9 protein-coding genes are annotated in these 15,206 nt (G+C 39.3%); 3 read left to right on the forward strand and 6 right to left on the reverse strand.

Annotation, left to right across the window (positions count from 1 at the left end):
• The first annotated feature begins 123 nt into the window (after positions 1–123).
• The gene (locus CLW00_RS03755; protein WP_106132323.1) at positions 124–864 is read left to right on the forward strand and encodes a 1-(5-phosphoribosyl)-5-[(5-phosphoribosylamino)methylideneamino]imidazole-4-carboxamide isomerase; all 741 of its coding nucleotides are present in this window, start codon (positions 124–126) and stop codon (positions 862–864) included.
• Between the two features lie 60 nt (positions 865–924).
• On the opposite strand, the gene CLW00_RS03760 is transcribed toward CLW00_RS03755, so the two are convergent.
• The 4 genes from CLW00_RS03760 to aspS form a co-directional block, all read right to left on the reverse strand.
• Positions 925–2,187, reverse strand: a complete 1,263-nt coding sequence (locus CLW00_RS03760; protein ID WP_106132324.1) for a serine hydrolase — start codon at positions 2,185–2,187, stop codon at positions 925–927.
• Positions 2,188–2,206: 19 nt separating this feature from the next.
• Positions 2,207–3,292: an aminotransferase class I/II-fold pyridoxal phosphate-dependent enzyme gene (locus CLW00_RS03765; RefSeq protein ID WP_106132325.1), complete on the reverse strand. Its 1,086-nt coding sequence runs from the start codon at positions 3,290–3,292 to the stop codon at positions 2,207–2,209.
• 342 nt (positions 3,293–3,634) lie between these two features.
• Positions 3,635–6,490 carry a carboxypeptidase-like regulatory domain-containing protein gene (locus CLW00_RS03770; protein ID WP_106132326.1) on the reverse strand — a complete coding sequence of 952 codons (2,856 nt, stop codon included), beginning with the start codon at positions 6,488–6,490 and terminating at the stop codon, positions 3,635–3,637.
• Positions 6,491–6,770: 280 nt separating this feature from the next.
• Entirely contained in the window at positions 6,771–8,528 is a 1,758-nt protein-coding gene (gene aspS, locus CLW00_RS03775) for an aspartate--tRNA ligase (protein WP_106132327.1), read from the reverse strand.
• A 314-nt stretch (positions 8,529–8,842) separates the two neighbouring features.
• On the opposite strand from aspS, the gene CLW00_RS03780 reads away from it, so the two are divergent.
• Positions 8,843–10,123 (forward strand): peptidoglycan DD-metalloendopeptidase family protein, encoded by a 1,281-nt coding sequence (locus CLW00_RS03780; RefSeq protein ID WP_106132328.1) that lies wholly within the window; start codon positions 8,843–8,845, stop codon positions 10,121–10,123.
• Between the two features lie 129 nt (positions 10,124–10,252).
• Here the strand turns inward: CLW00_RS03780 and CLW00_RS03785 are convergent, their stop codons facing one another.
• Both CLW00_RS03785 and CLW00_RS03790 read right to left on the reverse strand, forming a co-directional pair.
• On the reverse strand, positions 10,253–11,221 hold the full coding sequence (locus tag CLW00_RS03785; RefSeq protein ID WP_106132329.1) for a PorP/SprF family type IX secretion system membrane protein: 969 nt from the start codon (positions 11,219–11,221) through the stop codon (positions 10,253–10,255).
• Positions 11,222–11,233: 12 nt separating this feature from the next.
• Positions 11,234–13,255, reverse strand: coding sequence for a T9SS type B sorting domain-containing protein (locus CLW00_RS03790; RefSeq protein WP_106132330.1), 2,022 nt, complete (start codon positions 13,253–13,255; stop codon positions 11,234–11,236).
• A gap of 436 nt (positions 13,256–13,691) precedes the next feature.
• On the opposite strand from CLW00_RS03790, the gene CLW00_RS03795 reads away from it, so the two are divergent.
• Complete coding sequence (locus CLW00_RS03795; protein WP_106132665.1) at positions 13,692–15,125, forward strand: aldehyde dehydrogenase family protein; 1,434 nt, start codon at positions 13,692–13,694, stop codon at positions 15,123–15,125.
• Positions 15,126–15,206: the final 81 nt, after the last annotated feature.

Genomic DNA, 15,206 nt, shown 5'->3' on the forward strand with positions numbered 1-15,206 from the left:
CACTAGCATTACCAAATGCACCCATCTTATATTATATTTATTATTCGGACAATGGCACATTTATTATTTTAGTTATATTGTCATCTTAATTGTCTTACTCAACACCAAAAAAATCTAAAGGAAATGTTTGATATCATTCCATCCATATGGCTCATTGACGGGAAATGTGTTCGCCTTAAGAGAGGTGATTTCGCCACTCAGGAGGTGATTTCCAACAATCCTGTCGAAATTGCCCAAGCTTTTGAAGATCATGGTATTCGTTGGCTTCACTTAGTGGATCTTGATGGAGCGAGAAGAGGCGAACCAAAAAACTACCACATCCTGGAACTTATCGCTGGATATACCAACCTCAAAGTAGATTTTACTGGAGGAATATCTACAGATGGTGATGTGTTAAAGGCATTTGAAAATGGTGCTTATGCAGTTACAGCAGCATCCGTTGCAGCCACGTATCCAGAGCGTTTTTCACAATGGATCATGTCTTATGGAAGGGAAAAAATCTTTATGGCTGCAGATACCAATCCTGCTGATAATAAAATCAAAGTGCGAGGCTGGCTGAAAAAAACGGAAATAGACCTGTTTGACCATATCGAATTCTTCTATGAAAGAGGACTCAAGTACCTAAAGTGCTCCGATGTCACCAGAGACGGAGTAATGGAAGGCCCTAACCTGGAACTATACAAGAAAATCGTCGAAAAATTTCCATCAATTCGACTGGCTGCAAGTGGTGGCGTGAGGAATATAGAAGACTTCAAGCAATTGAAAGACAATGGAGTAACCTCAGTAGTTTTTGGCCGGGCATTTTTCGAAGGGATTGTCACCCTCAAAGACCTAGACAAATTTATGGCCGAACATGGCCAATAGCAAAAAAGCCAGTTCTAAGAGCTGGCTTTTACTATTTTTGAGTAAGGGTAATTTATGAAACTATTCTAAAATTTTTGCATCATACTCTATCCTCAATGCATTCAAATCGGGCTTCCTTTCTTTTTCCCTCTTTAACTCAATTTGGTAAAGGTATTCACCCAACTCGGAGTAGAAAGGAAAAGCCACTTCGTCAAATTCGTATTGGTTGTCATTGAGCGTTTCGTTTTCATTCACATAGATTACAGCTGTCACAAAAAACTCCACGCCATTTTCGAAGTCAACAAAATAAGCCCCGTCTAATAAGTGTCCATAGGCCATGCCTGTCTTATTGAATATTCTGAACTGTGCAGGGATTGGCTCCTTTCCTGTACCGAATTTGAAAAATTTAGAATAGCTGTCGTAATACTCTGGTAATTCATACTTGGGAAAATCACTCTCCCCTGGAAGCATTGACATATATTTTAAAACAAACTGTCTATCTTCCTCCGAGAGGTCAAACCTTTCAGATGATTGGAATTTTTCCGGAAACAAAAGCCTCATCACTGTACCATGAAAGTCCGAAAGAGAATACTTGTTTTTAAAAGTAAAGTCCATCGGTTGCTCTACTAATTTTCCCCCATCCATAAAACTTTTACCGATATCCGGTTTGCCACTAACCGAAAACACAGTTTCGGTTTCTCTGGCAGGAATTTCCAAAATCTCTTGTCCATCAAAATCAAAAAATCTGATCGGATTAAAATGCCGATTCTCTTCAGGACTCATCGGTATGCTCAGCCGGTGGTTGATAACTGTATTTTTTAGCCCTTTCCCTTCCAGTTTTTCATTGATATAATCCTGTCCAAGCAACTCATAGAGCCTGTTATAGGCATCATTGTCGCTCACTAAAAGGATTTTTTTGATGTAGTGAGCTACACTGGGCATCAGATTAGCAGCTGTACTGTCTGTAAATGCTGGGATTTGGGAAGTCCTGACGGAATCAGTTACCATCATACTTTCCTTAGAAAGGCCTCTTACATTCTGCTCACCCAACCACTCCAAAGCCAATACCGCAACTGGAAGTTTGACTGTAGAGGCTGGATAAAAATATGTCTGATCGTTCAGGTTAAACTCAAATGTTTCAAAAACAGGTTGATTGTTTACATCTCTGTTTATTTGAGTATATAGTATTTGAACTTGGTATTTTGAGGCATTGCCCAATACCTCCTTCAAGATTGGATAATCTTTTGGGATATTTTGAAATGGATCATATTCTTCTTGTTTACAACTTGACAGAAGGACAAAAAAAATAAAAAATCGGATTGTAAAGCCTTTCAAAATCTTCATATAGGATGTTTAATTTTTATCAAGTCAAAACACTGGATTCAAAAACCTGCCCTTGAATTTTTTCCAGAATCTTATAAAGTTTTTCCAAGTCTTCCTGTTCATGATGGGCAGAAAGAACGACTCTGTTGATCCAGGGGTCTGTTGGCTCCGGATATGGAAAAGAACTGATTATTACACCTTCATCCTCTAATTGGCTGACCCATTTCCTGTTTTTGAAAGAATAAACGGGGAAGCCCAAATCCTTCTCAAAGCCGGAAATTTTGTTAATTACCGAGTTAAAGTAGGTTTTATTTTTTTGTAATCTTAGAAATTGCTCTTTATATAAGTCCTGTGCCTGCAAGAACGCCCAAAGATATGCCTGAGGTGGAGGAGATGCAGATCTGAAAATTTTCCTGTTCAAAATCCCAATAAGTGGCTGTACAGGCCCCAAGGTGATTCCAGCTGGCATTCCGAGTGCTTTTCCCAATGAGCCCGAAACCAATAACTCGACAGGCAGATATTTCCACCTGTTGTAAGTCCCATAAATATCATCTCCCATCACACCGAATGCATGGCTATCATCTACAAGAAATGTGTATTGGTGCTTCCTAGGCAAGTAACCCATCCAGCTAAAGTCATGGATAGCGGGCTTAAGCGGGTCTACTGCATTTGCCAAAATCAAAATCCGCTGTGCTTTGAGCGTTTCGCACATTTCTTTGACGTGCTCTTTCCATTCTTCAAAGTTCTGATTTGGGTCTGGACTGAGTTCCTCAGGAAGAATTGCAGGATGTGTGTCCGGTGCAATAAAAATGTAATCCGTGTGATCCAATAAATAATTGACCGTGGCATATCCAGCCAAATATCCGCTACTCCAAACCAAGGCTTTCTCAGCTCCCGCTTTTTCAGCAAAATAATTTTCAAACTGTTCGAAAATATTGAGTCGAACATTATTGATTCTACTGAGCCCATGATTTAGACCTAGATTTCTGATACCTCTGATCACAAGATCTTCATACTCCTTTATCGCTGCCATTCCCAAATAATCGGTGCCACTGAAATACAGATACTCTTTATTGTCCCTTAGTATATGGCGACCGATTTTGGTTTGGATGTGAAATAAACTCATTTGGAAGATGTTGGGTGATAGCTTGATACAAATATAACTATTTGTACTCTTCAATTAATCCATTCATTTTCAAATTTCCAAAGAATCTCTAGATAAAATCTCATCATGCCTGTATTTAATCCATTTTTTTAGCAGTAATCTACACTTTTTAGAATAAACCACCTTAAATAACTGTCGTTTAGTGTTTTGCTTCCTACTTCCAAAAGTATTATGATAACAGCTTTCATACCAGAAGAATCTAAGTAATAGCATTAACCTGTAATTTCAAACCAACATAAACTGGCCTCATAGAGCCTCATTAGCAATTGTTAAATCTTGCCAATTCCCACTGTGCTAAGTTTCTTACCAAGTTCTTCCTCCTCCACCCCAAGGTCTTCCCCCCTGAGGTCTCTGAGTGCTTTCTTGTTGTTTGAAATTCCCGATGATATAAGTAAATGAAACAAGCCCATATCTGGTCAAAACCCGAGTAAATGTATCCTCAATGGTCACGTCATTGACAGTTCTCCCAATGGCGTTGTTTTGATTCAGTAAATCAAAAATACTCAACTTAAATTCGCCTTTGTTGTCCTTCAAAAATCTATATCCCGCTTCTATATTCCATAGCCAAACAGACTGATCTAATTCTGCGGAAAGTCCCCTATAAAGGGCATTGTTGACCACATTTGATACAAACAACTTACCATTATTAGGGCTATAGTAAAACCTGATATTTGAATTTTGTATATAGAAATTGTTGCTGAGGTTAGACTGTAAACTACTGTTTACAATTGTATATGTCCCTGTTGTAGACAAAGTAAAATCCAAATCCTTACTGATATTGCTAGTCAAAGTAAGTCCTTGGCTCAGGTCCAAGTTGTCATTGAAGTTTTTCTGCCCGTTGATAAATCCAGGAGTTCTGTTCATGGATACACTGGAATTAAGATTGAATTGGGACTTTAGCTTTTTGATAGGTGTACCATAAGTCACAAATAAACGAGACCTAAATTGCCCGGATAAATTTTCGGGCCTACTTATCTGAGCTCCTGGCCTCAACAATACCTCTCCGTTGATAAGGGTATCTGTTTGGGCTACAAAAGTGCTATTCCCGATAAAATTGTCTGTCACAGACAAGAAAAGGAAGGAGAAGAATGTCCTTGATTTCTCAAGATTGATTTTGGAAAAATTCGTAAACACTGTATGGCTATAAGCTTGACCTAAATCTGGATTTCCAACAGAAAGCTGCAATTGATTCTGATTGTTGATTACATTCTGAAGCTGATTGACTGCAGGTTCCTGTGTATTCGTTCTATACCTCATCCTAAATGAGGTCCCTTTTTCTCTGTTCCTATAAGAGGCATTCATGCCAGGAAGAAGGTTGCTGAAAGACCTATTAAAAGTCTGTTCCCTTGGGAAAAAACTCTCATTGTCCTGGACCGCATATTGGTAATCAAGATTGGCATTTACATTCCAATTTTTATAGTTGTAGCTATATCCTGCACTTGGCCTTTGGACGATAAATCTATTGTCAAATACGTTACTCAAAGCGGTATCCAAAACCATCATACCCAATTCAGGAACCAAAGCAAAAGTTTGCTGATCAGCGGTAGTTTTGTTGTTTCCAATTTGGTAGGACAAGGTCAGAAGTGATTTTTCATTTACTGGCTCCGTCAATTGTACAGTTGCCCTATAGTTGAAGCCATCGGATAAACCAATTGTTTCTTGGTCCAGGGTATCCCTTATATCTCTGATAAAATCCCTGTTTGCGGCAATCAGTTCAGACAATTGATCTCTCTTATTCCAAGCGGTAAACACAGTAGTGGATACAGTCCTTCCAGGTTTGTCAAACTTGTACCTGTACACGAAATTATTGGAGATATTGTAGCCTTCTGTCTCAGCATCAGATATGGTACGGGTACTGCTAAGCGGATCCCTTATACCTGAGAAGTTTATCCCGTCACGATCTAAAAATGTCCTGTTATTTTGAAAATTCAGAGAAGGAGTCATGATGATGGCATTTTTTTCATCAATATCATATTCAATTCTACTGTTGACCCGATGGTTATTATTGCGAACAGTATTGATCAAGGTCTCATCATAGAATTGTCTATTTTCTTCTGAAAGTATCAATTCCCTATTTGTCAGTCTGAATACATTATTGTTGGTAGAATTGAAAAAATATGATGTAGTCAGATTCATTTTACCGCCAATTTTATCACTGTAGTTGAGGCCTAGACTATTGGTAGTGATAATTCCCTGATCTTGACCGACCAAGAAATTGTTGTTGCCACCGCCTCCTGGTCTTCCACCACCGCCTCCACGTCCACCTTGGCCTCCTCCTTGGCCCCCGGTGACCCCGACGAGATCTTGTGATGAGAAATTTTGCTGGTTGATATTGTTGAACAAACCTATGATGGAGATCCTTTTATCACCTTTGAAAAGATTGAAATTTCCCCCAGCGGCATACCTATTGTCTGATCCTCCCCCAGCATACAGCCTTCCAAACTGACCACTGCGTTTGTCAGGCCTAGTCACAATATTGATAGTCCGGGCATAGTTCCCGTCATCAAAACCAGTCAACCTGGATTGATCTGACCTTTGGTCTAGAATCTCCACCCTATCTATCACATCAGCTGGTAAGTTTCGAAGAGCCAAAAATGGATCACTCCCAAAAAACTCCCTGCCATCTACCAAGACCTTCTGAACCTGTTCCCCTTTTGCTTGAATTTCTCCATTTTGTATCGTTACCCCTGGAATCTTCCTGACCAAATCCTCTGCATCGGCATTCTCTCTTGTCCTGAATGCATTGGCATTAAATGAGGTAGTATCACCTTTTACTTCCCCCACAGGAATCTGTCCCTCTATCACCACTTCTCCAAGCAACTTGCTGTCTTCCACCAATACCATGGTGCCCAGATCCATTCTTTCACTGATATTATGGTTTCTGACTATTTTCTGATAGCCTAGATAAATGATTTCCAATTTAACATCAGGAATGTCAGCACGTCTGATTTCGAAAGTTCCACTTGCTCCCGTTACGGTAGAAGTCAATAGTGAATCCGTTACTGTTTTCAGTAAAACATTGGCCCCAATCATCGGTTCATTGGTACCGGATTCTATAACCTTGCCTTTTAAGATCAAGTCACCACGCTGAGCCGATGCCTCCCATGAGACAAAAATCATAGAAATAAGAAAAATCCAAGTAAGTAAATTTGAACGCATATAAGCTTAGTTAAATCGAGTCTTAGACCATCATTGGCTACAAAAAGTTTAATTGAAATTCAGCTAAGTTTTAAGTGGGAATTTTCAGGGTCTAAAAGGTCAAAAACCCCTTTTAACAAAAGATAGACATAAAAAAAGCCGATAGAGATAAACACGCTATCGGCTTCAAAACTAATTTGCTCAAGTAGACTCAATACCTAAATCAACTGTACTTAGAGGTATTTCGCCTAAAGGAATAGGTGATTCGAATATCAACCAATATCCTCATATCAATTAAAATCTATGAGTCTTTCAAATTGACTTTAATAGACAACTCTTTCAATTGATCCTCAGCGATGGTACTTGGAGAATCTATCATCACATCCCTTCCAGAATTATTTTTAGGGAAAGCAATGTAATCTCTGATAGAATCAGAGCCTCCAAAAATTGCACAGAACCTATCAAACCCAAATGCAATCCCTCCATGAGGAGGTGCTCCATATTCAAAAGCCTCCATCAGGAAGCCAAACTGCTTTTGTGCTTCTTCATCAGAAAACCCAAGATGCTTGAACATCAACTGTTGGGTAGGCCTATCATGAATCCTAATAGAACCACCACCGATCTCTACTCCATTGATGACTAGATCGTATGCATTTGCTCTAACTGCACCTGGATCTGATTCCAACAATGGGATGTCCTCTGTTTTGGGTGAGGTAAATGGATGGTGCATGGCATGATACCTTTGTGTTTCCTCATCCCACTCCAACAATGGAAAATCAACCACCCAAAGTGGTTTGAAGACATTTCTATCTCTCAATCCCAGGTCTTCACCCATTTTCAACCTCAATTCAGACATTTGCTTTCTGGTGCTCTTTTCGTCACCACTCAAAACCAATAGAAGATCGCCAGGTTCAGCACCCATTGTATCTGCCCATGCCTTAAGGTCATCTTGGTTGTAAAACTTATCCACCGAAGACTTGAAAGTACCATCAGCATTGCATTTGACATACACCAAACCCTTGGCTCCGATTTGAGGCCTTTTCACCCAATTGGTCAATTCATCTAACTGCTTTCTGGTGTACTCTGCAGCTCCTTTTGCACAAATACCAAGGACTAATTCTGCTTGATCAAAAATAGCAAAACCCTTGTTTTGGGTCAATTCATTCAACTCTGAAAACTTCATGTCAAACCTCAAATCCGGTTTGTCATTACCATAATATTTCATAGCGTCAGCAAAAGTCATTCTTTTGACTTCTTCGAGTTCAATACCCTTAACATTTGTGAAGAGATGTCTTACCAAACCTTCAAATGTGTTCAATATATCTTCTTGGTCCACAAATGACATTTCGCAGTCAATTTGTGTAAACTCAGGCTGTCTGTCAGCTCTTAAGTCTTCATCTCTGAAGCACTTTACAATTTGAAAATAGCGGTCAAAACCACTAACCATCAACAACTGCTTGAATGTCTGAGGAGACTGAGGCAAAGCGTAAAACTCACCTGGATTGACACGAGACGGTACGACAAAATCTCTGGCACCTTCAGGAGTAGATTTAATCAACACGGGTGTTTCTACCTCAATAAAATCCTGAGCATCCATGTATTTTCTGGTTTCCTGCATCATCCTATGACGGAGTTGCAGTTTTTCTCTGACTACATTTCTTCTCAAATCAAGGTAGCGGTACTTCATCCTCAATTCATCACCTCCATCAGTTTCATCTTCTATAATAAAAGGAGGAACTTTGGCTACGTTGAGTATCTCAAGATCCGATACTTTGACCTCGATGTGTCCAGTAGGGATTTTATCATTTTTAGAGGTACGTTCGATCACAATCCCTGAGGTCTGTACCACAAACTCCCTTCCCAAGGAAACCGCTTTTTCTAAAAGTTCCGGCGCTGTAGATCCTTCTTCAAAAATCAATTGGGTGACACCATATCTGTCCCTAAGGTCAACCCAGACCAGTCCACCTTTATTTCTTACCCTTTGAACCCAACCGGCCAAAGTTACTTTTTCATTGATATTTTCTAATCTTAACTGTCCGCAAGTATGAGTTCTTTGCATGATTTGGCTTGGTATTTTTTAAAGTGGACAAAGATAAACAAACCTTGCAGAGATTGCTAAGTAGCATTAAAAGAATGGCTTGAAACTTCAATAATCAGCAAAAAAACAGCTCATTTTATCAATATGGCCTATGAATTTTTCGATTTTATTGAAAAAATCCACCAAACAGCAATCATAAAACATCAAAATAGGCGTTAGAAAAAAGTGTGGACAAATGTTAAAATTCAAAGATACATTCCACAATGTTTGCAATTTGACCGGAATTTAAATTTCTTTGAAGTAATCAGCCCAAAACTAAAATTTCAAAAGCAATAATGGTAAAAAAGTGGATAGGCATCAGCGCCTTGGTGTTCGCCTTAATCGGAGGTTATTTCATAGTAGAAAATAGGACTTCAAAAGCAAAAGAATTGGTAGCCGAAGAACTTATAATTGAAGAAGAGGTAGCAATAATCGAAGAGGAAAACCTGCTTTACGGCATCAGCATCAATGGTTTGCAGATTACAGAAGGAGTCGTCGGAAAAAATCAAACCCTGTCCTCCATCCTCAGCCCTTTCAATGTCCCTTATGAAATCATCGATCAGATAGCCAAAAAATCCAAGGATATATTTGATGTCAGAAAAATAGCTTTCAACAAAAAATTCACCATACTTACTCCGGAAGACTCCTCCCAAGCCCAATTTTTTATTTACGAGCCCAACCCATCAGAATATGTAGTTTTTAAACTTGATGAATTGGAAATTTATAAAGAAGAGAAACCTGTAGAATTACGCCATGTAGAAAAAGGAGGCATCATTTCCAACAATCTTTCTTCCAATATGGGTGAATTGGGCATTACAAATGACATGATTGACCAGTTTGCGGATCTCTTTGGCTGGTATGTCAATTTTCAAGGTCTTCAAAAAGGTGATGTTTTTAAAGTTGCTTACAAAGAAAAAGTGGTCGAAGGCAATGTAGTAGGTGTCACGGATATCGAAGCAGCATATTTCCAACATAAAGGACAGGAGTACCACGCCATACCCTTTGAACAGAATGGTGAAGTAAATTTCTTTGACCAAGAAGGTCACAGTTTCAAAAAGTCATTTTTAAGAGATCCAGTAAAATACACAAGAATAAGCTCAAAATATAACCTGAAAAGATTTCACCCGGTACAGAAAAGGTACAAGCCGCATTTGGGAACTGATTACGCAGCCGCGACAGGAACTGAAATCAGAACCGTGGGAGATGGCACAGTAGTAGAGGCGCGATTCACAAGTGCCAATGGAAATTATGTCAAAATCAAACACAATGACACTTACACCACACAATACCTTCACATGTCCAAAATTGCATCAGGCATGAAGCCAGGCACCAGGGTAAAACAAGGTCAAGTAATTGGATTTGTGGGTAGCACGGGATTGGCTACCGGTCCTCATCTTTGCTTCCGATTCTGGAAAAATGGCAAACAAGTAGATTGGCTTGCAGAAAAACTTCCTCCATCTGACCCTATTTCCCAAGCAAACAGAGAGGCTTTTGAAAGAGTCAAGTTTGAAAAAATCAAGCAAATCACTGCAATAGAAATTACCGATAAAAGAGAACCACTACTCGCGGAAAAATAATTAGAATAAGAAACCTCCTCACTTGGAGGTTTTTTTGTTTTGGATAGGATTTGATTTTAAATGAGTAAATCGGCCAAAAAGTAATCGCTCAAGCAAAATTCTACCTCTTTTTCCTTGAAAATTTATTCTTTAAAACCACCTGGAATTTGAAATCCTTGAAGATTTTGAATTCAGATAGTAACCTATTGAAATCTCATGTGAAGAATTTTGATAAGTTTCCAGGGCATTCAGGTTGTGGTCATACGCGTATCCGATTCGAAGATTCTGAGTTGCAAAAATTTCCGCAAGCATTGCCGCAGAAGTCCTATTGTGCAGATTTCCCTCAAAATTATCAACGCCCAATCTCAAATTAGACCGGTAAGAAGCCCCCAGCCAAAGTCTTTCCATAAACAAAAACATAGAATTGATATCGTAGCTTGTGGGTGCGCCTTGTAATTCACGGATGAGGAAACTCGGTTTGAAGGTGACATTATCTCCCAATGGAACCATCATGCCAGCTGTGAGGTAAAAGTGAAAGTCATGAAATGCAAGGGCGATATCCTCTCGTTCTAAGGCCTTTTTTCCCACCATATTAAAAGCACTGAAGCCAGCATAAAACTTACTGGTGTTGAAAAAAAGTCCGGCATTCATATTTGGGGTAAAAGTACTTAACCTTCCCTCAGGGATACTCGGGTCATTTGGATCGTTGTATTCCCAATTCCCATCAAGTACATATTGACTGGCACCTGCACTTACCCCTAAGGAAAGAAAACTCTCTTTTCCCGTCTGAATCCTGTATGCATAAGTGAGCAAACCTGTCGAAGTAGTAGTCGGTCCAATCTGATCTGATAATATTGAAACTCCAAATCCCATCAGCCCCTCTTTCGCACTTAGGTCAGCTGTAACGGTAAAAGTTCTGGGTGCGCCAGGCAAGTTGACCCATTGATCGCGGTAAGTACTTTGGATATACCCTTGACCTTTGTATCCAGCATATCCTGGATTGATATGCAAGCCATTGAAAATATATTGACTGAATTGTGGAAGCTGCTGTCCCGAAACAATTGTCACGGAGAACACCATGACTACAATCCATCCATATGTTTTCAATACATTTTTCATTTCTATTAGGTCTTAATCTTTTATCACCTGCACCCAGCCCTTGAACTCATGCGTCTTACCTCCTGCATCTTCCCCTTGAAAAATATAGTAATAAGTACCCGCTACCTGATTGGGTGCGTCCCAATTGTTATCGTAATTGGCTCTTTCATACACATGATCTCCGTAGCGGTTATAAATGAGTATGTTGTTAGCCGTGAATTTGCTGATTCCCCTGATTTCAAATGCATCATTTTTATTGTCTCCATTGGGAGTGATCACATTTGGAATAAAGAAAGGGTTCACCACATTAAAATCAGCGGCGGTGTTGTTACTCATATCCAAATCTTCCTCAGCTGAACTCACTGTTGCCTGATTGGAAATCGTTAGTGGGTTTTGGCCGGAAATTGCATCTGCCTGTACCAGAACAGTCAAGGTCAAAATGACGCCTGCAGGCAATTCAGGAACGGTATAAACGATTTTGTTTCCCTCTACTGTGGTATCAAGTTTTACACTTTCGTCAGTGGCAATGAAGGTTGTGTTGATATATGTAAGCCCTGAATTAAAAAAGTCTATGATTTCTACGTTGCTGGCATTGGTTCCGCCAAGATTGGTAACTGTGATGGTATACTCAAACTCGTCCCCTTCAAAAATTTCCACATCATTGGACGTTTTTTCTATTGCCAGATCTACATTGTCTGCAAGCAAAGTAACAGTCACAGTAGCTTTGTCAAAAGTATCCGGGAATCCATTTTCCCTCAGCACATATTCCAATTGATAGGTTCCGGGAGGATTGATACCTGGAATCAATAAGATCAACTCACCTTTTTCATTGATATTCAAACCAATCAAGCCATCCAACTCTGTAAATTCGACTTCAACCTTTTCTGGGTCAACAGGATTTCCTTTGATGACATCATTGTCTAAAATGTTTCCAAGTGGTTCCAGAGTACTTGAAAAATGCTCTCCTATTTCATCATCATTGGCAATGATTTCCACCAATTCTTCCCGACACCTGACACCAAATAGAATATCTGAATGATGTCCTACACTTCTTGATAATTCTCTTTCCAGCAAATCAGAGGTAGTAAGCCCACATTGAATATCCATTCTAATGTTATTGAAATCTTCAATTCTCAGGTTAGGAAGTGTTTTAATCAAACCGGTTTCACCCACGTTTTTGGCCGCCTCATTGAGGAAACTATCCATTTCCAAGCTAGCTGAATAATTACCAAAAGCGGTATTGTGATCAAAAGTCTTGCTCCAATATCCCGTAAGGTCAATCATGGCTTCATAAGATGGCCCTTCGGCACTCTTTACCTTGATATTTGAAGATTGAGTATTGCCAAAACCTGCAATATTCAACTCGCCATAGTTCTCAGGTCCGTCGTATCTGCCATCCCCGTTCAAGTCAAACCATTCCCATTTATTTATCTCTACAGCGCCATTGGACAGATCATTTAGAGTGACTCTTCCGTCATCATTAGCATCAAACCATTCGTCTTGAACACCATTTCCATTGGCATCATACCAGACTCTCCCTGAAAGAAAAAGGGGATTATTGCTGCCATAAACAAAGTCAGAAACATCCACTGCACATTCCTCGAGATTAACCTGCACCTCTGATGTCTCTGAAGCAAACAATCCTCTTACCACATTCAAATTTGCGTCCTGAACCTGAATCAAATATTTGCCAAAATTTAGGCCTTCAAAAAAGTAACGACCATCTGCACCAGTAACAGTGATCAATTTTGGAACATCATTTTCACCAACAGAACTCAATACGACAGGAACCCCACTTATCGGTTTCCCGCTTTGTTGATTGACAATTACACCTGATATATCACCTTGATCAATACACAAAGCTTGATTTGTTTCTTGACTTGGAAACATCAGTTCTCCCTTGAAGCTATTGCCATGCAGATTGAATGCGAAGACAGAAGGGGATATTAGAAACAAAAAGAAAAATGATAGGACCTTAAAGCCAGCCAAAACCGCCTGCACCGCAACAATGTGTGCTGAAAAATATGGCTGAAAAAGGCTATAGAAACGCTTCATGCTTGATTTAAAGAGTAGTACGAGGAGATTGAATGGGGTGATTAAATCTTTATACTGTTTTAATTGCTGTAAACATACAATTATTTGCTCTTCATAAAAAATATATTCAGTAATAAATTACTGATAAAATGCATTTTATTTATGCTAAAAAGTATTTCTGAGGAAAAAGCACAAAAAAAGGAGGCCTCAGCCTCCTTGCTTTTTAATTTGTTTTTCTGTTTTGAGATTCTTAATGTATTCTTTAATGACTCTCATTTTTTGATTATTCCCCAAAATCCCTTTGGGAATAATCCTTTCCAAACTCCAATACATAGTTTTAATTAGTGGGTGATGTATATAAAACGCCAATCAAAGGTTTTAGTTTAATCCAATCAAAACAATCATTCCCTTTTTGTTTTTTATGGGTATATTCAATTATCATAAAAATTTTACAAATATGGAAACTATAACCTTAGAAAATATTCAATCAGAAATTGACCACACTTTTTTGCTCCAGAAAAAACAATCTATTCAAAACAGAACCCAACCGGTGCAGGAAAGGAAAGTACTTCTGGAAAAACTACTTGCTTGGATCAAAAACAACCATTCGGATATACAAAAGGCCATACATGCGGATTTCAAAAAACCTTATCCTGAAATAGATGTCTCTGAGATTTTTGTGGTCACTTCTGAAATCAAGCATGCCATCAAGCACATAGACAGCTGGGTCAAGCCTCAAAAAGTATCCACTCCCATGCCTATGTTGGGTACAAAATCTTACATCCACCATGAACCTAAGGGTACAAGTTTGATTATTGCCCCTTGGAATTACCCATTCAATTTGGCCTTAGGCCCATTGGTTTCGGCTATTGCGGCTGGTTGTACCGCCATCATCAAACCCTCAGAACTCACACCTCACAATTCGGCTTTGTTGAGACGATTGGTTGAAGAAACCTTTGACAAGAGTCAAGTGGCTTTGTTTGAAGGGGAAATAGAAGTGGCTCAAATGCTTTTGGCCAAGCCTTTTGACCATATTTTTTTTACAGGCAGTCCAGCAGTCGGAAAGATCATCATGAAAGCAGCCGCTGAAAATCTGAGTTCCGTGACATTGGAGTTGGGCGGAAAGTCACCTGCAATTATTGATGCAAATGCTGACCTCAAGGATGCCGCTGGCAAAGTTATCTGGGGCAAATTTGTAAACTGTGGACAAACCTGCATTGCACCGGATTACATCATGGTCCACCACACGATCAAAGATGAATTCCTGAAAGAGCTTAAAAGCCAGATTGAAAAAATGTATGATTCCTCCAGAAAAGGAGTTGAAAAAAGTAAAGACTATGCTAGAATAGTCAACGGCAAGCACCTCAAAAGACTTAAAAACCTACTGGCAGATGCTGAGCTAAAAGGTGCAAATAAATTCTATGGTGGCTATGTAAATGAGGAAGAAAATTTTTTCGAACCTACCATCCTTACTGATCTTTCTGAAGAAATGGAGGTAATGCAAGAGGAAATATTTGGACCCATTCTTCCCCTCATCACCTTTGGAGATCTTGAAGAAGCCATTCATTACATCAATCTCAAACCTAAACCTTTGGCTCTTTATGTTTTCTCTAAAGACAATGATAACATCAAGAGAATTTTTAAAGAAACCTCATCGGGCGGAGCTGTGGCTAATGACTGTGTACTCCATTTTCTCCAAAATGAACTTCCGTTTGGAGGAGTCAACAATTCAGGGATAGGCAAAGCTCACGGGCACTATGGATTTTTGGCTTTCAGCAATGAAAAAGCGGTACTACATCAAAGGATCGGTCTGACCGCTACAAAGCCCCTTTATCCTCCCTATGGCTTTGCTGGCAAAAAAATTATTGACAGTTTACTGAAATGGTTTTAACTTAAAAAAGCGTAAATGATAAACAAAAACAGGTATGAATAGTTGAAATATGGTATTCCATCAGATTTTTCAACTTTCATC

Origin of the sequence: Mongoliibacter ruber (assembly GCF_003003005.1) — a bacterium.
Lineage (GTDB): Bacteria > Bacteroidota > Bacteroidia > Cytophagales > Cyclobacteriaceae > Mongoliibacter > Mongoliibacter ruber.

Coding starts and splice junctions, on each gene's coding strand:
- CLW00_RS03795 (WP_106132665.1), top strand. CDS start 13,692: ATGGAAACTATAACCTTAGAAAATATTCAATCAGAAATTGACCACACT.
- CLW00_RS03760 (WP_106132324.1), bottom strand. CDS start 2,187: ATGAAGATTTTGAAAGGCTTTACAATCCGATTTTTTATTTTTTTTGTC.
- CLW00_RS03785 (WP_106132329.1), bottom strand. CDS start 11,221: ATGAAAAATGTATTGAAAACATATGGATGGATTGTAGTCATGGTGTTC.
- CLW00_RS03755 (WP_106132323.1), top strand. CDS start 124: ATGTTTGATATCATTCCATCCATATGGCTCATTGACGGGAAATGTGTT.
- CLW00_RS03770 (WP_106132326.1), bottom strand. CDS start 6,490: ATGCGTTCAAATTTACTTACTTGGATTTTTCTTATTTCTATGATTTTT.
- CLW00_RS03765 (WP_106132325.1), bottom strand. CDS start 3,292: ATGAGTTTATTTCACATCCAAACCAAAATCGGTCGCCATATACTAAGG.
- CLW00_RS03790 (WP_106132330.1), bottom strand. CDS start 13,255: ATGAAGCGTTTCTATAGCCTTTTTCAGCCATATTTTTCAGCACACATT.
- aspS (WP_106132327.1), bottom strand. CDS start 8,528: ATGCAAAGAACTCATACTTGCGGACAGTTAAGATTAGAAAATATCAAT.
- CLW00_RS03780 (WP_106132328.1), top strand. CDS start 8,843: ATGGTAAAAAAGTGGATAGGCATCAGCGCCTTGGTGTTCGCCTTAATC.